Raw genomic sequence first — 18,335 nt, forward strand, 5'->3', positions numbered from 1 at the left:
CTTCAGGTGTTCCATTTGCCGACATTGTCAACTTGCTACCTGCAATTTTATTTCCTGTTACTGTTAATGACGATACCTTTGAAGTAGGTTTTGTTACATCTACATCTACTGATCTGTAATCATCTTCCACACTACTATCACTATTCTTGTGTTTAACATGCACTGTAAATGTATATCTTCCAGCCTTAGTTGGAGTATAATCTATTGTTTTCTTAGTACTCCAGTCGCTTAATACTGTCCATGTTCCAGTTTGTCTATCACCTATCCATAATTTATATAACGTATCTGCTTCAGGTGTTCCATTTGCTGACATTGTTAACTTGCTACCAACTGTTTTATTTCCTGTTACTGTAAGTGATGACACCTTAGAAATAGGTTTTGTTACATTTACATCTACTGATCTATAATCATCTTCAACATTACTACTGCTACTCTTATGCTTTACATGAACTGTAAATGTATAGTTTCCAGCCTTCTTAGGAGTATAATCTATTTTGTTTTTAGTACTCCAATCACTTAGTACTGTCCACGTATTTGTGCTTCTATCACATACCCATAACTTATATAAAGTGTTATCAGCTGGATCTGCACTAGCCGTCATAGTAATAGACGATCCAATAACTTTATCTCCTGATATATTTAGTGATGTTACTTTTGATTTAGTAGTTATTACATTTAAATCTAATGTTTTATAGTCATCAACTGTTGAATCAATACTTCTAATACTAACTTTAAATTTATGATTTCCAGTCTTGGCTGGTATATATTCTAAAGTGTTTTTAGAAGACCAATCACCTATAGTTTTCCACGTATTCGAACCATTTTCAAGAACTTCGAATTTATAAGAAACTCCACTAGTATTATTTGCTTTGGCTGTTAACGTTAGCTTTTCACCAAGCTTAGTTTGTCCATCATTGCTAAAGTTAGTTAAATATGAATATCTTAATGTTGTAGATTCCTTACTAACATTATCTCTCATTGATAATAATCTATATCCATACTCTTTAGCTGTAGCCCAACCCTTATAATTTGGATTTTCCTTTATTCCTAAATGTTCAACATAAATAGCACTCTCTCTTTGTACATAATTAAATCTAGGATCAACTAAATCCAGTTTTAATGGTTCAGATGAAGCATATGCTTTTAAATGTTGTACAACCGCTCTTATTCCAATTTGAATACTTGGAAATGAATTACCTGGATTTCCATTACCAGTAGCACCTATACCTGCAAAATTGTTTTGTTCCTCTTTTACATCTCCAGTGAATTTTAAGAAATTAGTTTCATTCATTATTTGAGAAAATAAAACATCATGATTTATTCCCTCTAAAGCTGCCTCACTTATTACTAAATCAACAAAATTTAAAGCGTAGCTCATAGGCTTATCTGGATTATTTCTATGAAGGAAATTTACCATTTGCTCCTTCTTTAGACTCCCTTTACCCATGACACTAGTCTTACTATTATTAACCGTAATATTAGCAGTAGACTCTTTTTTCACACCTTCACTATTTGTTGCAATTACTTTCAATTCATGGTTACCATTAGATATACCTCTTGCTGGAAATTCAAATCCACTCTTAATTGAATTAGGATATTGATATTTACTACCTATATCTTGTCTTTCAATTCCATACTTGGCATCTCCAATTTTATTACCATCAATAAACACTTCAACTTTACTAATTTGATGTGTAGATACAAAATATCCCTTTACAAAAAAGTCTGCTGTTAACTTATGTGGTGAAGTAATATTTTCTATTGTTCCTTCAATCACACTTGAGTTTTTTGCTTCTAAAATACTTTCATTAGAATCCTGAGTTACACGGTTATCATTAAGATCTTTACTTTCTTCTAAATCATTCTCTATGTTCTCATTTTCTAAAATAGTTTCATTCCCAATTGATAAGTCATCTACACTTGTGGAATCATCCACAAACTGAGAAGTATCTACAACTGTAGAATCATCCATAAATGAAGAAATATTGCTATTTCCACTTATATTTGATTCATCATTTTGGTAATCACTAATTGAAACAGCATTTCCATTTTTTATATCACTCGATATAGTCGCCATTGCATTTATAGACGGCAACATAAGATCTATGCTCATTGCTACTAGTAATATATAAGCATACCTTTTAAATTTTGACATAATTACCCTCCAATATTTTTATTATTAGAAGCTATGTCAACTTATCACTTTCTGTGGTCAAATAGAATTATACCTTTATCTGATAATTTTTTCAATTACTTTAGACATAATTATAATTTTTCTCTTATTATCTCACAAATTTTTCTCACTTCTTCCTCTTTTAGCGATACTGAACTCGGAAGATTTATCCCTCTTTTACTGACTTCTAATGTCATTTTCATATTTCCACATTTATTTTCACTATAAGGTTTCATATTATGAACTGGTAAGAAAAATGGTCTTGCTTGAATGCCATTTTCCTTTAACAATTCTAATAATTCATCCCTAGACATTCTAAAATCATCTTCAACTAGAATTGAATATAGCCAATAACAGTTCTCTACATAATCTACTTCTTTTGTTAAAGTAATCCCCTTAACCTCCTTAAGTAAATCATTATAAAGTCTTGCATTTCTTCTTTTCACTTCTAAATACTCATCTACTTTTTCTAATTGTGCTAATCCCATAGCTGCAAGTATATTTGGCATTCTAAAATTATATCCTACTTCTTCATGATACATAGCGCCATTTTCTGTTATTGTTTTCGTTTGATTAGATAAATACTTTGCTTTTTTAGCTACATCTTCATTATTTGTAATTAACATACCACCAGCACCAGTAGTAATTAGCTTGTTACCATTAAAGCTAAAGCATCCAATATCACCTAAAGTACCTGCTAATTTCCCTTTATATTTAGTTCCTAATGCTTCAGTTGCATCCTCTACTACAAATAATTTATACTTCTTTGCAATTGCATTAATCTCATCCATTTCAACTGGATATCCATAAATATGTACCGGCATAATAGCTTTAGTCTTTTCAGTTATTAACTCTTCTACTTTATTAACATCCATTACAAATGTTTCTCTATCAATGTCTACAAATACAGGAATTGCTCCTACATATTTTATTGCATTAACTGAAGATATAAATGTCATTGAAGGAACTATAACTTCATCACCTTCGCCAATACCTAATGTTACTAATGCAAGTTGAAGTGCTGCAGTCCCATTCATAGTTACTACTGCCGCGTTTACTTCATTATACTTTGCAAACTCTACTTCAAATTTATCAACGAACTTTCCAACTGAAGAAACCCAATTAGTATCTAAGCATTCTTTTATATATTTCCATTCATTCCCTCTAACTTCTGGTACGCATAATGGTATCATTCTTATCCCACCTTCTATAAATTAATTTAGAGATTGTCTTTTATAAAAGATAATCTCCATTAAAAATATTTTATTAAACATTATAAATATCTGGTTTATAGTGCTTCATATTTTCTTTTATCCAATCTATAGTCTCTGCAAGCCCCTCATCTATTGAATATTTTGGTGCCCAATCAGTTAACTCTTTTATCTTAGTATTATCTGCCCATAACCTGTTAACTTCACTCTTCTCTGGTCTTATTCTTTCTTCATCACAAAGTATCTTAACATCTTTTCCAATTATATCTATTATTTTCTTTACAGTATCTCCTATTGATATTTCATAATTAGAACCAGCATTTATTACTTCACCTATAGTTTTATCCGATTCCGCTACCTTTATAAAAGCTTCTGCAGTATCCTTAACAAAATTGAAATCTCTAGTTGGAGTTAAACTTCCAAGTTTTATTTCTTTTTTTCCAGCTAATATTTGAGATATTATTGTTGGAATAACAGCTCTTGCTGATTGCCTTGGTCCATATGTATTAAATGGTCTTAAAGTAGCTATTGGCATATTAAATGATCTATAAAAACTTTCTGCCATTTTATCTGCCCCTATTTTAGATGCTGAATAAGGTGATTGCCCTTGCATTGGATGTTTCTCATCTATCGGCACATATAAAGCTGTTCCATATGTTTCTGAAGTTGAAGTATGAATAATTTTTTTCACATCATAATTTCTACATGCTTCTAATACATTTACAGTTCCTTCTACATTTGTTCTTACATAAGCCATCGGTGAAAGATATGAATACGGTATTGCTATCAAAGCAGCAAGGTGAAATACAACTTCTTGACCTTTAATTATTCTATTCATACCATCTAATTCTCTAATATCGCCTGTTTCCACTTTTATACTATCTAATACATTCTTATCAAAAGTATCTATCCAACCCCAATCATTAAAGGAATTATATTGTACTAAAGCTGTAACATCGGCTCCTAATTCAACCAATCTTTCTGTTAAGTGACTACCTATAAATCCTTCTGCTCCTGTAACTAAGACTCTTTTTCCTTTTAAATCCATTTAATTCACTCCTATTTCTAATTTCTAAAATTCTTCTTTATCTGATAATCTATTTATCATGTCTTTCATTTCACTTATTTGTCCCATATCCATCCAAGATAACTCACTTATAGGATAAACACCAACCTTTACCCCTGTATTCATATACTTTTCTAATACATCAGGAAGGTTATAGAATTCATCTTTTGGTATATCATCTAAAACCTCTGGTTCTAAAATATACATACCTGTATTAATTAAAAAGCTATATTCTGGTTTTTCTCTAATTTCTTCTATATTACCATTATTATTAAGATTAAATACTCCATAAGGTATTGTAAAGTTTTTTACAGATGCTACAACAGTTATTTTATTTCCACTTCTCTTATGATGATTATATACACTTTCATAATCACAATCTATTAATATATCACAATTAGAAACAAAAAATGTTTCATTTATCTTATCCTTTAGTAAATATAAGCTCCCTCCTGTACCTAATGGTTTATCTTCCTCAACATACTCAACATTATAATCTTTTTCTAACTCATTAAAATAAGATTTTATCATATTCTTCTTATAATTTACTGTTAAATAAAATTTATTCACTCCAAATAAAGCAAACTTATCTATTATTCTTTCAACAATTGGAGTATCACCAATAGGTATAAGTGGCTTAGGTAAAATCTTAGTGTATGGATATAATCTCGTTCCCAATCCCCCAGCCATAATTACAACAGGAATTTCCTTAAGACTATATTTCTTGCATTCATTAACTAGAACATCTTCACTAAAAAGTATATCTATTACCTTTCCACTTTCTTCTATTATAGGTAAGGCCTTTATTGAATATTTTTGCATTACTTTTTGAAAATTATGTTCTTCACCAATCAATAAACTTACTGGATTCGAATTCATAACTTCTGTCACATCTTCATCCAAACTTCCATTTTTTAATATCCATCTTCTAATGTCACCATCAGTTATAGTTCCTACAAGTTTATTTTTTTCATCTACTACAGCTAAAAAACCCTTTGACCCCTTATCTAACTGTTTTAAAGCTGCTCTAACAGTAGAATTTTTATCAATTATTAAATTAATAACATTTTTATTCATATCATCAAACCTTTTTTATATATTTTTATATACTAACTTTAACTCTTCTTTAAGCTTTCATTAGATTTATAAAATTTTCATTTCTATTATATACTATCGCTACAAAATATTTAATACTTTCTTTAATGCAATTATTTTCATTCTTGGCTAAATAACTCTCTTCATCTATATTTAATTAGAAAGCTTATCTACACCTCCTCATGTTCCTCTTTAGTGCAATTAAATATTATGCTGATATTGAAAATAGTTTAATATGTAATCTAATTTAATATCTCTTATAACATCAATTACTTTAACATTAATATTAAATATAGCTTATATTAATATAATTATTAAAGATTTCTATTTTACATTATATCATTTTATATCTTTTCTTTCTATAAATTCTCATGTTTATAATTATAAATTTATATCTTACCGATTTACATACCTTTTCTTTCTAAAGATTACACTAAATTTGATTTCAAATAATAATTTATTAAATATATGATACTATAAATTCACTTGAAATCATTTTTTGAATACCCATATAAAAGTATTCAAAAAATATCTCTCACTAATATTAACATAATAATAGTTACTTGAAATTATAAAAAATTCATAGTTTTATAAAATAAGCAGTTAATATGCCAATAAACTTGACTATTAACTGCTTAATAATTAATTAACTCCAAACTTCTCTATTTCAAAAAACCTTTACTTCTATCTTTTCTAGAAAAGCAACCAAATTATTTACTGTTGCCATATCTTTTCTCTCTAAATCCGTTGGTTGAAGCTTTATTCCAAATACATCTTCTATTTTTAATAATACTTCTATTATTCCAAGTGAATCTAATAATCCTGCTTCAAATAAATCTAAATTCAAATCTTCTCTTATTTCATCTGTTCCTGTTACTTCTTCAAAAATATCTAAAACCTTATCTTCCATTTTTAAATCCTCCTAAATATATTTATCTAAAAAGCCATCCTGAAAATAGGAAAAGCCCAAAACATGCTACATTAAAATTAATTGCAATTTGTGTATATTGAAACCACTTTTCTTTTTTATGTTTCTTATAGAACTTCCATTTCCTTTGGATTATATCTGTAAGAACAAGTACTCCTCCTTGATATAAACCATATATAATATAAAATAAACTTAAGCCATGCCAAACTCCCATAATAAACATTGTTATTATTTGTGCTACATGAGATGCAGTAAACCTACTTTTAAATCTCTTTTTTCTCATAGAGTTTAATACAATTCTTGAATATAAATAATCTCCAAACCATTTTGATAAAGATATATGCCATCTTGTCCAAAACTCTTTCATATCTTTACTTAAGAATGGTTTATTAAAGTTATCTGGTGTCTCTATTCCTAATACATAGCTTGTCCCAACAGCAAATGAACTATATCCAGCAAAATCAAAGAATAAATATAAACTATATGCATACATATAATTTAAGCCATTTATAAATGTTATATCTGTAGGTATTTTACTCATCCACATAGTGTTAATTATGTATGCTATAACAAATTTATATCCAAGCCCTATTATTATTTTTCTAAGTCCAATATATAAATAATCATCTAAGTATTCATTTTTATCTATTTTCTTGTTTAAGTCTTCCTCGAACCTTCTAAATCTATCTATTGGCCCTGAACTTAATGTTGGGAAGAATAATAAGAAATAAACTAATGTTGAAAACTTAACCTCTTTTATTGATCCATCATATATTTCTATTATCATCTGTATAGCTTTGAAATTAAGATATGATAATCCAATAAACCCTATTGGTCCAAAACTAACAAATACAGATGCTTTAGTTATTATAACTGGTAACATTGACGATAATAACGCTATATAATAAATTATTTTATTATCTGTTTTCTTTCTTATAAATAAATACCCATATATTACTACAAACTCTCCTATAATAAACATTATAAATAATGCTAAATTATACTTTCCAGTTCCTACTATTAGTCCAACCATAAATATGGATACAAGTACCCCATATGGCTTAATATTTTTTTCTTTTACTCCTAAGATTATTGCTGGTATAAATGATAATAGTAAAATATATAAGTATAAGTAATCTCCATACTGTGCTAATTTCATTACTTAAGTTCCTCCATAAGTTTCTTTCTATCAATCTTTCCATTTGTGTTTATTGGAAATTCTTTTAATACTTTTATATTTCTTGGAATCATATATGAAGGTATATATTTTTTTAATTCATTCTTAATTAATATAGAATTTTTCAAACTACTTAATTCATTTTCTTCTTTTAATGTAACAAATGAAGCAAGATGAGATATTTTTTCTTCTTTATATACTGGAAATACAACACAATTGTTTACATTAGATACTTTTCTCAAATTATTTTCAATATCTTCAAGCTCTATTCTAAAACCATTTAGCTTTATTTGAAAATCCTTCCTACCGCAATAATATATAATTCCATTTTCATAATATGCTAAATCTCCAGTCCTATATCCTCTTAAAACTTTACCATTAACTTCTTCATAAAAGAATACTTTATTTGTCATTTCTTCATTATTGAAATATCCCTTACTTATGCTTTTACCTAATGCTATTAGTTCACCTTTTTGTCCATCTTTTAAGGTATTTCCATTATCATCTACAATTTTTAATATTCCACCATCCATAGGATATCCTATAGGTATAGATCTTTCCTCCTCTAGCATTTTTTCTGTAATATCTATAGAAGATAATAATACAGTTCCTTCTGTTGGACCATATCCATTTATTATCCTTACTCCTTTAAAGCGTTCCATCAACTCTTTAACTAGCTTTTTAGAAAGTACCTCACCTGCAAAGAAGAATGTTCTTAAACTCGGCATAAGACTACTATTGAAGTTAGAATCCTTAATACACATTTCTGCAAGTGCTGGAGTTGAAACCCACTCTTTTATATTAGATTCCTTTAAATTAGTAAATAAAAGTTTAAAATCTTCTAATGTTTTCTTAGATAAACTATTTAGTGTTTTTCCATGAATCAAACCTAAATATATAGGTATAACTGATACATCAAAAGAGTATGATACTTGATTCATCATTACATCATTACTATCATCTATATTCATGTATCTTCCAAACCAATTATTGAATGAATCTAAATTATTTTTACTTATTTGAACACCTTTAGGCTTTCCTGTACTTCCTGAAGTAAATAATATATATGCATTTTCATCATCTTTAACCCAATTTTCTTCTGAAACAACTTGTCCTATTAAATCTCTTATTATATTTTCTATAGATGTTTCACTATAAACACTTTCTATACCTAAGTCTTCCTCTGTAAAATTTATTACTATCTTAGCTTTAACTTCATCAATTACTTGTTTTACTCTTTCCACTGGGAAAGTTACATCTAATGGTATATATGCCCTACCTGATTTTAGTGCTCCAAGCATTAAAACTAATATTAAATTTTCTTTATTACCATGTATTACTATAGGTGATTTATCTTCCTTATATTCTTTTATAAAATAAGTTGCTATTGCATCTGACATTTTATCTAATTCACTATATGTTAGCTGCTCTCCGTCACAAACTACTGCCACACGACCTTCATTTGCATACTTTTTCACACTATGCAATATTTCCATACATGCCTCTCCTTACATTTTATAATATTAAATTTTACATTAACTATTTTTAAATTAATACTGATTATATATAAATATAAACTACTTTATAACAAATATATATCTTATTTAATTTTCATTAAAGTATTTATACATTTCTTCAGTAACATTTAACCAGCCTTTCCATCCTAAATGCATCACATCTGATAAATAATATTTTTCATATTCCTTATTATTTAAATTTAAAACATCAAACCCATTATCCTTAGCTATTTTTTCAAGTTTTGAATAAAATTCCCTTCTTTCTTCTACACCTATTCCAGTATAATCATAATACCAACCATTTACATTCATTAAGATTATATACGGTTTAATATTTAAATCCTTACAAACTGATAATAAGAATTCAAAATCTTCAAACTCTCTTGAATTTAGTATATTATCATTAATATATTTATTTTCCAAATCCCCCTCTATATCTTTAAGATATTTATCATAATATCTATCTTCTGCAAAAAAACTATTATTAGTAACTAATTTTGAACCTTGTTCCTCTGCTTTTTTATATTCTTCATCGAAATTAATCTTCTTTATATCAATTATTTCATTTTTTTCTTCCTGCTTTTTCAATTCCTTATATACTAATATTTTATCTCTAGTCTCAAGTAATTCTTCTTTAAGCAAGTAATAAGGTTTTAAAATAAAATTCAATCCTCTTTCAATTACATCATCTGAAATATATGTTTTTGCATAAAAGACTTCTTCAACTTGAATATTTTTACTTTCAAGTAATTCTAATATTCTTTTGCAAAAATATCGCTTATTCTCTACACTTATTTTTCTATTATTTATAAATTGATAGAACTGCACTTCCGAAAACGCTGATAAGAATTCATCAGCACTTATTCCATTTTCTTCTTGAAACCATTGTAAGGATTGTACAATGGCTATTTTAGAATTATCTTTATAAGAATCTATGCCACCTAGCATTGTAGCATGTTGTAAGTTTTGAACATGAGCAACTCCATATATACTTATATCATAATTTGCATCATTAAACGGGTATAGGTTTACTGGATTCTACGGAACCTTACTTCCTAACTCAGATGATCCATAAAGTTGTAAGTCTCCTTGTTGATTAAAATAATCTCTTAAAAATGCTCCCTTATTTCTTACTGGAATATCTTGTTTATGCCTTAATTCATTTAAACTTTTAGTATTTATTAAACTACTTATTTCTTTATCTAACAAAGTATTAAACAACAATATATATGTAATTGTTATTATAATTGCTATCAGCATATATTTATTCTTTCTCATTTCTATCTCCTTTTAAAATTGATTATATATAAAAGGTATTTCTTTTATAGCTTGAAGTACATAAGACATATATGCCATCAATAAGAATGTAGTTAATACTATAGTCCATATTATTTCCTTTTTATCTCTTTTTAAAATATTTATCAACTTTCCCAATCTATGAGTCTCCCTTTTATTAATACTTTACACCATTATAAATAAAACATATAATATATTTTTAATATCTTACAAAAATAGTAGCACTAATAAAAAATTATTTATATGATGCTACTATTTCTATTATTTAATTATAATTTATAAATCTTTTCTCTATTATTAACAACTTCTTTAGTTGCATTTCTTGTATCGTAAACAACTTTAGCTCTATCAACTATTTGTTCATAGTCATAAACACTATGACCTGTTGTTATAACTACCATATCTGCTTCATCGATAACTTCTTTCCAATCTACTGAATAATAAGTTTTTCCTTTGTATTTAGCAGTATCACAGAATGGATCGTTAACTATAACTTCTGCACCATTCTTTTCTAATAATTCTATAACCTTAAATGATGGTGATTCTCTATAATCATCGATATCATTCTTATATGCTAATCCCATAACTAATACTTTTGATCCATTTAAAGCCTTTTTATGCTTATTTAATATCTTCATAATATTTTCTAAAACGAAATCTGGCATAGAATCGTTGATGATTCCTGATGTTTCAATAAGCTTAGTATGATAATCGTATTCCTTAGCTTTCCATTCTAAGTAGAAAGGATCTAATGGAATACAGTGTCCACCAAGCCCTGGACCTGGATAAAATGGCATAAATCCATATGGCTTAGTTTTAGCAGCATCTATAACTTCCCATACATCTATTCCCATTCTATTACATAAAATAGCCATTTCATTTGCTAAACCTATGTTTATGTTTCTAAATGTATTTTCTAATATCTTTTCCATTTCAGCTACTGCTGGTGAAGAAACTTTATGGATTTCTCCTTCTAATACATTTTCATATAAAGCAGCTGCTATTTCTGTACACTCTTCTGTACATCCACCAACTACTTTTGGAGTATTTTTAGTGTTGTAGCTCTTATTACCTGGATCTACTCTTTCTGGAGAGAACGCTAAGAAGAAATCTTCTCCACACTTTAATCCACTTTCTTCTAATATTGGCTTAAGTACTTCTTCAGTAGTTCCTGGGTAAGTTGTACTTTCTAATATTATTATCATACCTTTATGTAAATACTTTGCAACATCCTTTGTTGAGTTTACAACATATGATAAATCTGGTTGCTTATATAAATCAAGTGGAGTTGGTACGCATATACAAACTGTATCAACATCTTTTATAAAGCTAAAATCTGTAGTTGCTCTTAAAAGACCTTTTTCTGTTAATTCTTTTAATTCAGAGTCAACAACATCTCCAATATAGTTTTGGCCCTTATTAACCATTTCTACCTTTTGATCTTGAACATCAAAGCCTATTGTTTGATATCCTGCATTTGCTTTTTCAACTGCTAAAGGTAATCCAACATAACCTAGACCTACTACACCAACTTTTGCAGTTTTATTATTTATTTTTTGTAATAATTCATCTTTTAAAACTGACATTATTTTTCCTCCTAATCAATTAAAAACTTGATAATTGATAATATAAAATTGTTATATTTTTATTTTTTTAGATTATATATGTCTCAATTAATATCTTACAAGTTAACACTAGTAAATTATTAAATAATTAACACATGCTTGTTAAATAAAATAGTAAAAGTAAAAATCTTATATAAGTTAGTTTACTTCTAAATTGGGTTAAATATCATTAACTACAATTTTAAATATAGTTAATTATTTTGCAATTGATCATATCTTATTTAGCTATTATGTTCTACTTTACTTTTTAATTAATTAATTATTATATTTCAGCTAAAAATTTTTTTTAATTAATTATTTTGCAGTTGATCATACCTTATTTAATTATTATGTTCTACCGCACTTTTTAATTAGTTGTTATTATATTTTGACAAAAATTTTTTAATTAATTATTTTACAATTAATCATACCTTATTTAGCTATTATGTTCTACTTTACTTTTTAATTAATTATTATATTTTAGCTAAAAATTTTTTTAATTAATTATTTTACAATTGATCATATATTATTTAATTTTGCTTATTATATAATCAATTTGTTCTTTTGTTAACTCTGGATATACAGGTATAGCAAAAGTTCTATGTGATAAGTATTCAGATACAGGCATATCCCCTTCTTTGTATCCTAAATTTTTATAAACTTTTTGAAGGTGTAATGGTACTGGATAATATACTCCTGTTGCAATTCCAGCTTCTTTAAGTTTAGTTAAAACTTCTTCTCTATTTTCAGATTGTAATATATACATGTGATATACATGTTCATTGTAATCTTTTGCTACTGGAGTTACTAAATCACTATTCTGTAAAGCTTCATCATAAAGCTCAACTATTTCTCTTCTCTTTGCATTCCAGCTATCTATCTCTTTTAGTTTTACACTTAAAATAGCAGCTTGAATTGCATCTAGTCTTGTATTATATCCTATTAAATAGTTATAGTATTTAAGTGGATTATAAACTGTATCGTTTGCTCCTTCAGCAGTTTTAATTTCTTCTTCTATATTATTTAAAAGATTATAAGCCTTTTGACCATTTTCTCCACTTCCATGAGTTCTTAATGCTCTTGCAATAATAGCTATTTCATCATTATCTGTAACTATCATTCCACCATCGCCAGCACAACCTAAGTTCTTTGTTGGGAAGAATGAGAAGCAAGCAACATCACCTAATGTTCCTATCTTTCTGCCTTTATATTTTCCACCTATAGCTTGGCAAGCATCTTCTATTACATATAAATTATGCTTTTTAGCAATTTCATTTATTTCATCCATATCTGCTGATTGACCAAATATATGTACAGGCATTATAGCTTTTGTTTTTGAAGTTATTTTTTCTTCTATTTTTGTTACATCTATATTAAAAGTTTCTTTATCTACATCTACAAATACAGGAGTTGCTCCTACTGCCGAAATAGTTTCTGCTGTTGCAAAAAAAGTAAATGGTGTTGTTATTACTTCATCTCCTTCTCCTATTCCCATTGATTTAAGAGCTAGTACTAAAGCATCTGTTCCATTTCCTACTGATATTGCATGTTTAACTCCTATGAAGTCTGCAAATTCTTTTTCAAAATCTGTTACTGTTTTTCCCATTATGTAATTAGCTGAAGATAGTACTCCTAAAGCAGCCTTATCTAATTTTTCTGCTAATGAATCATATTGAGCTTTTAAGTCTATTAAAGGTATATTCATTGTTATACGCTCCTTTATACTCTAATTTAATAGAAAACTAACATTAATATTTTATCACAATTTTAAATATATATAAACTTTTTAACTTAATTTTATTACAGTATTCAGAATTATTATAGATTGCTATTAAATTCTTAATATATATTTAATAAAAATTTATCTATATACTAAAATAATATAGATTAACGTAATAATAAGCTAATCTATATCATTAAGTTAATCTATTTCATTAATAACTTTTTAACTTCTTTTATTAACTCAATTGCAATATACTCTACATCACTTAATTCTAATGTACTATAAACAGGTAGAGAAATTTCATTTGCATATTGAGAATATGCATTTGGATAATCTTCTATTTTATAGCCTAGATTTTTATATAGTGTAAACATTGGTAGTGGCTTAAAATGAACGTTTGTTGAAATTCCCTTTTCTGCTAATCTTTGAATAAGTATATTTCTCTTTTCTTCATTAAATCCTTTTATTCTTAATGGATATAGGTGATATGAACTTTCTGTACCTTCACCATATTCAGTAACTGGAATTATAGAAAAATCTTCTTTTTCTAAGATTCTTGTATAAGTATTAAAAATTTCTTTTCTATACTTTAGCATATCTTCATATCTTGTTAATTGAACTCTACCAATGGCTGCATTTATATCTGTCATATTACATTTAAAGCCATCTGTAATTATATCATACTCCCAAGCTCCAGCCTTCATCTTGGATAATGCATCTTTTGATTGTCCATGTAATGAAGTGAATTTAAAGTCCTGGAATAAGTTTTCTCTTCCTTTAAAGTTATTATCATTATATGTTATTGCTCCACCTTCAGCAGTTGTAAAGTTTTTAACTGCATGGAAAGAAAATGTATGGAAATCACATTGTGCTCCAACTCTTTGACCTTTATATTTTGCTCCAAAAGCATGGGCTGAATCTACAATTATTATTATATCTTCTCTATTTTTTTCTTTTAAAACTTCTTTTATTCTATCATAATCACAAGGTACTCCTGCAAAATCTACAGGCATTATAACTTTTGTTTTTTCTGTTATTAAATCTCCTATTTTATCATAATCAATAAAGAATGAATCTTTTGCTACATCGCAAAATATAGGTTTTATACCCCTATGAACTGCTACACTTGCTGTTGCTGTATATGTGTATGGAGTTGTTATTATCTCGTCCCCTTCTTTTATATCAAAAACCTTTAATATAAGCTCCATAGCTGCTGTTGCACTATTTAATGCTACAGCTTTATTTGCTTCACAATACTGTGCTAATTCTTCTTCAAATTTTGCAAGTGTTGGTCCTGACGTTATCCATCCTGATCTTAAAACTTCTACTACTGCATTAATTTCTGCTTCAGTTATATCTGGAGGAGAAAATGGTATCTTCTTCATCTTTATCATCCTTTCACTTATATACTTTTATATATTTAGATAAAAGTTGCTATATTTAATGTAATTACCTTATCTATTATATAACTCAATTATATTAAATACAAATTTTATATTATATAATTATTTATTACTTTTATATTACTTAATTGAAAAAAAACTAGATCATGTGATAAACTTATTTAGAAAGGAAGTGTATATATGGCACAAAATGAGTATAGAAAATCTAATAAGAAAAAGAAAAAAAAATCCTTAGGTTTTAAAATTTTTATAGGATTTTTATGTATACTACTTGCATTTGTAGTAGTTGGTGGTGGCTATATAATGGGCCTATTAAATAAAATGGATAACATCAAATTAAATAAAGATAATTTAGGAATTGTAGAAGATGAATTTAAAGAATATGATAGTTATAGTAAGATAAAAAACATAGCACTATTTGGTGTTGATGCTGTTGATGGAGAAACTGGCCGTTCAGATTCAATCATGATTGCAACTGTAGATCCTATCCATAACAAAATCAAACTTACCTCTATCATGCGTGACTCCTATGTTTCTATAGATGGCCATGGTGATGATAAAATAAATCACGCTTATGCATATGGGGGTCCTGAGCTAGCAATTAAAACTATCAATGAAAACTTTGGTATGAATATAGAAGACTTTGTATCAGTAAATTTCTCGTCACTACCTGTTATAATAAATATATTAGGTGGAGTTGATCTAGAAATAACACAAGATGAATTAGAATATATAAATAGTTATATTAATAATATAAATGCTAAAGATGGCACAAGCTCTCCCCACATAACTTCTACTGGTGTTCAACACCTAGATGGAACACAAGCACTTGCTTATTCTAGAATAAGATACACAGATGGTGGAGACTATAAAAGAACTGAAAGACAAAGAACTGTCCTTGCTGCTTTATTTAGTAAATTAACATCAGCTTCAATCGGTTCTTATAACTCACTATTAAACGAAGTTTTACCTTATATTCAAACTAATTTAACTTCTACTGAAATACTATCACTTGGAACAAAAGTACTTGGAATAGGTAATAATCTAGAACAAGATAGATTCCCTAGAGATGGATATGGTGAAGGAGCTATGATTAATGGAGTATATTATTTAACTTTCGATAGAGAAACTATTAAAAATCAAATGAGAGATTATATATTTAATGATGTGAAATAGAAAATCAGTTAGAGTCTATTTATAGACTCTAACTGATTTTTTATTTATACATATTTTCATAATATTTTTGATAATCACCAGATGTAACATTATTCATCCATTCTTTGTTATCTAAATACCAATTTATAGTCTTAACTATTCCAACTTCAAAAGTAGTTTCTGGATACCAGCTAAGTTCTTCTTTTATCTTGCTTGGATCTATTCCGTACCTTCTATCATGTCCTTTTCTATCTTCAACAAATTTCTTTAAGTTTTCAGTTACTTTACTATCTACATTTTCATTGATATAATTAATAACTGTATCAACTATTTGAATGTTAGTTCTTTCATTATGTCCACCAACATTGTAAACCTCTCCAAGTCTTCCGTTGTTTATAACCATATCAATTGCTTTAGCATGATCTTCTACATATAACCAGTCTCTTATATTTAATCCATCACCATAGATAGGTAAATCCTTTAATTGTAAACAATTATTAATAAGCAGTGGTATTAACTTTTCTGGAAATTGGAATGGTCCATAATTATTCGAACATCTTGTTATGTTTATTGGCATTTTATAAGTATCTCCATATGCTTTAACCATCATATCAGATCCAGCCTTACTTGCAGAATATGGACTATGAGGATCTAATGGAGTTGTTTCCATGAAATATCCTGTTTCTCCAAGTGAACCATATACTTCATCTGTTGAAACATGTAAAAACTTAACTCCTGTTCTCCAACCCTCTTCAGTTTCCCAAGCATTTTTTGCACAGTTTAATAAATTTACTGTTCCTAATACATTAGTTTTAGCAAAAACTTCTGGCTCTTTTATGCTTCTATCCACATGAGACTCTGCAGCAAAGTGAGCAACATAATTTATTTCATATTTTTCAAATAATGATGATACTAATTCTACATCACATATATCACCTTGAACAAATATATGTCTTGAATCTCCTTCAATACTCTTTAAGTTTTCTAAGTTTCCTGCATAAGTTAATTTATCTAGGTTTATAATTCTTATATCTTCATATTTCTTAAGCATGTATAAAACAAAGTTTGAGCCTATAAACCCTGCTCCGCCAGTAACTAAATAAGTTTTCATATTAATCTACTCCTCATTTATTATATCCAATAAATATTTTCCATAACCAGTTTTACTCATAGGTTCTGCTAATTCCATAACTTGTTCTTTTGAAATCCACCCTTTTCTATATGATATCTCCTCTAAGCAAGCTATATATGTACCTTGAGTATTTTGAATTGCCTCCACAAAGTTTGAAGCTTGTAACATTGAAGCATGAGTTCCTGTATCAAGCCATGCCATTCCTCTACCAAACAGTTGAACCTTCAAGTTTTTTTCTTCCATATAAAGTCTATTTAAATCTGTAATTTCAAGTTCCCCTCTTTCAGAAGGTTTCAATGACTTAGCTTTTTCTACCACTGTATTATCATAGAAATATAGGCCTGGAACTGCATATTTTGATTTCGGATATTCAGGTTTTTCTTCTATAGAAATGGCATTTTTATTTTCATCAAATTCTACTACTCCAAAAGCCCTAGGATCATGAACAAAATATCCAAATATCATTGCCCCTTCATTTAATTTAGATGCTCTATTTAAATATCCACTTAATCCCTGTCCATAAAATATATTATCTCCTAAAATAAGTGCAACGCTATCTTCCCCAATAAATCTCTCTCCAATTATAAATGCCTCTGCTAATCCATTCGGATTTTCTTGTGTAGCATAATCAATATTTAATCCAAGATTAGATCCATTTCCAAATAATTCTTTAAAGTTTCTAATATCTCTCGGAGTAGAAATTATTAAAATATCCTTTATTCCTGACAGCATTAATACAGACATAGGGTAATAAATCATTGGTTTATCATAAATTGGTACCATTTGCTTTGACATTGCTTTTGTAACTGGGTACAGTCTAGTACCGCTACCCCCTGCTAAAATTATACCTTTCAT

Annotated in this window: 15 protein-coding genes and 1 pseudogene; 1 reads left to right on the forward strand and 15 read right to left on the reverse strand. The window is 27.9% G+C overall.

The features are described 5' to 3' along the window. The 13 genes and pseudogenes from J7M87_RS16010 to J7M87_RS16070 all read right to left on the reverse strand — a co-directional run. The coding region (locus tag J7M87_RS16010) for a triple tyrosine motif-containing protein (protein WP_291652493.1) at nt 1–2,155 on the reverse strand (2,155 nt) is incomplete at its 3' end. A 110-nt stretch (nt 2,156–2,265) separates the two neighbouring features. After that, nucleotides 2,266–3,366, reverse strand: coding sequence for a LegC family aminotransferase (locus J7M87_RS16015; protein WP_291652495.1), 1,101 nt, complete (start codon nt 3,364–3,366; stop codon nt 2,266–2,268). A gap of 73 nt (nt 3,367–3,439) precedes the next feature. Further along, complete coding sequence (locus tag J7M87_RS16020; RefSeq protein ID WP_291652497.1) at nt 3,440–4,432, reverse strand: NAD-dependent 4,6-dehydratase LegB; 993 nt, start codon at nt 4,430–4,432, stop codon at nt 3,440–3,442. Between the two features lie 24 nt (nt 4,433–4,456). After that, nucleotides 4,457–5,527, reverse strand: coding sequence for a nucleotidyltransferase family protein (locus J7M87_RS16025; protein ID WP_291652499.1), 1,071 nt, complete (start codon nt 5,525–5,527; stop codon nt 4,457–4,459). 685 nt (nt 5,528–6,212) lie between these two features. Next, entirely contained in the window at nt 6,213–6,455 is a 243-nt protein-coding gene (gene dltC / locus J7M87_RS16030) for a D-alanine--poly(phosphoribitol) ligase subunit DltC (protein ID WP_291652501.1), read from the reverse strand. Nucleotides 6,456–6,477: 22 nt separating this feature from the next. Beyond that, nucleotides 6,478–7,632 (reverse strand): D-alanyl-lipoteichoic acid biosynthesis protein DltB, encoded by a 1,155-nt coding sequence (dltB, locus tag J7M87_RS16035; protein ID WP_291652502.1) that lies wholly within the window; start codon nt 7,630–7,632, stop codon nt 6,478–6,480. After that, entirely contained in the window at nt 7,632–9,146 is a 1,515-nt protein-coding gene (gene dltA / locus J7M87_RS16040; RefSeq protein WP_291652504.1) for a D-alanine--poly(phosphoribitol) ligase subunit DltA, read from the reverse strand. The genes dltB and dltA overlap by 1 nt, the downstream gene beginning before the upstream one ends. A 108-nt stretch (nt 9,147–9,254) precedes the next feature. After that, nucleotides 9,255–10,193 (reverse strand): annotated as a pseudogene (dltD, locus tag J7M87_RS16045) (D-alanyl-lipoteichoic acid biosynthesis protein DltD); the annotation flags it as partial. A 12-nt stretch (nt 10,194–10,205) separates the two neighbouring features. After that, nucleotides 10,206–10,445 carry a hypothetical protein gene (locus tag J7M87_RS16050; RefSeq protein ID WP_291652505.1) on the reverse strand — a complete coding sequence of 80 codons (240 nt, stop codon included), beginning with the start codon at nt 10,443–10,445 and terminating at the stop codon, nt 10,206–10,208. A gap of 12 nt (nt 10,446–10,457) precedes the next feature. Continuing rightward, nucleotides 10,458–10,601 (reverse strand): hypothetical protein, encoded by a 144-nt coding sequence (locus tag J7M87_RS16055; protein ID WP_185955552.1) that lies wholly within the window; start codon nt 10,599–10,601, stop codon nt 10,458–10,460. 131 nt (nt 10,602–10,732) lie between these two features. Beyond that, complete coding sequence (locus J7M87_RS16060) at nt 10,733–12,049, reverse strand: nucleotide sugar dehydrogenase (RefSeq protein WP_291652508.1); 1,317 nt, start codon at nt 12,047–12,049, stop codon at nt 10,733–10,735. A 544-nt stretch (nt 12,050–12,593) separates the two neighbouring features. Then, the gene (locus J7M87_RS16065; RefSeq protein ID WP_291652510.1) at nt 12,594–13,772 is read right to left on the reverse strand and encodes a DegT/DnrJ/EryC1/StrS family aminotransferase; all 1,179 of its coding nucleotides are present in this window, start codon (nt 13,770–13,772) and stop codon (nt 12,594–12,596) included. Between the two features lie 221 nt (nt 13,773–13,993). After that, nucleotides 13,994–15,175 (reverse strand): DegT/DnrJ/EryC1/StrS aminotransferase family protein, encoded by a 1,182-nt coding sequence (locus J7M87_RS16070; protein WP_291652512.1) that lies wholly within the window; start codon nt 15,173–15,175, stop codon nt 13,994–13,996. A 198-nt stretch (nt 15,176–15,373) separates the two neighbouring features. Between J7M87_RS16070 and J7M87_RS16075 the strand changes: the two genes are divergently transcribed. Then, nucleotides 15,374–16,369 carry an LCP family protein gene (locus J7M87_RS16075; RefSeq protein WP_291652513.1) on the forward strand — a complete coding sequence of 332 codons (996 nt, stop codon included), beginning with the start codon at nt 15,374–15,376 and terminating at the stop codon, nt 16,367–16,369. A gap of 40 nt (nt 16,370–16,409) precedes the next feature. On the opposite strand, the gene rfbB is transcribed toward J7M87_RS16075, so the two are convergent. Then, nucleotides 16,410–17,459, reverse strand: a complete 1,050-nt coding sequence (gene rfbB / locus J7M87_RS16080) for a dTDP-glucose 4,6-dehydratase (RefSeq protein ID WP_291652515.1) — start codon at nt 17,457–17,459, stop codon at nt 16,410–16,412. Nucleotides 17,460–17,465: 6 nt separating this feature from the next. Next, nucleotides 17,466–18,335, reverse strand: a complete 870-nt coding sequence (gene rfbA, locus J7M87_RS16085; protein WP_291652517.1) for a glucose-1-phosphate thymidylyltransferase RfbA — start codon at nt 18,333–18,335, stop codon at nt 17,466–17,468.

This window comes from Clostridium sp., from assembly GCF_017888565.1.
Lineage (GTDB): Bacteria > Bacillota > Clostridia > Clostridiales > Clostridiaceae > Clostridium.

What these genes read in the sequence shown, in the direction of transcription:
- J7M87_RS16025 (WP_291652499.1), bottom strand. Translation starts at nt 5,527, where the DNA reads ATGAATAAAAATGTTATTAATTTAATAATTGATAAAAATTCTACTGTT.
- dltB (WP_291652502.1), bottom strand. Translation starts at nt 7,632, where the DNA reads ATGAAATTAGCACAGTATGGAGATTACTTATACTTATATATTTTACTA.
- dltC (WP_291652501.1), bottom strand. Translation starts at nt 6,455, where the DNA reads ATGGAAGATAAGGTTTTAGATATTTTTGAAGAAGTAACAGGAACAGAT.
- dltA (WP_291652504.1), bottom strand. Translation starts at nt 9,146, where the DNA reads ATGGAAATATTGCATAGTGTGAAAAAGTATGCAAATGAAGGTCGTGTG.
- rfbA (WP_291652517.1), bottom strand. Translation starts at nt 18,335, where the DNA reads ATGAAAGGTATAATTTTAGCAGGGGGTAGCGGTACTAGACTGTACCCA.
- J7M87_RS16070 (WP_291652512.1), bottom strand. Translation starts at nt 15,175, where the DNA reads ATGAAGAAGATACCATTTTCTCCTCCAGATATAACTGAAGCAGAAATT.
- rfbB (WP_291652515.1), bottom strand. Translation starts at nt 17,459, where the DNA reads ATGAAAACTTATTTAGTTACTGGCGGAGCAGGGTTTATAGGCTCAAAC.
- J7M87_RS16060 (WP_291652508.1), bottom strand. Translation starts at nt 12,049, where the DNA reads ATGTCAGTTTTAAAAGATGAATTATTACAAAAAATAAATAATAAAACT.
- J7M87_RS16075 (WP_291652513.1), top strand. Translation starts at nt 15,374, where the DNA reads ATGGCACAAAATGAGTATAGAAAATCTAATAAGAAAAAGAAAAAAAAA.
- J7M87_RS16050 (WP_291652505.1), bottom strand. Translation starts at nt 10,445, where the DNA reads ATGAGAAAGAATAAATATATGCTGATAGCAATTATAATAACAATTACA.
- J7M87_RS16065 (WP_291652510.1), bottom strand. Translation starts at nt 13,772, where the DNA reads ATGAATATACCTTTAATAGACTTAAAAGCTCAATATGATTCATTAGCA.
- J7M87_RS16015 (WP_291652495.1), bottom strand. Translation starts at nt 3,366, where the DNA reads ATGATACCATTATGCGTACCAGAAGTTAGAGGGAATGAATGGAAATAT.
- J7M87_RS16020 (WP_291652497.1), bottom strand. Translation starts at nt 4,432, where the DNA reads ATGGATTTAAAAGGAAAAAGAGTCTTAGTTACAGGAGCAGAAGGATTT.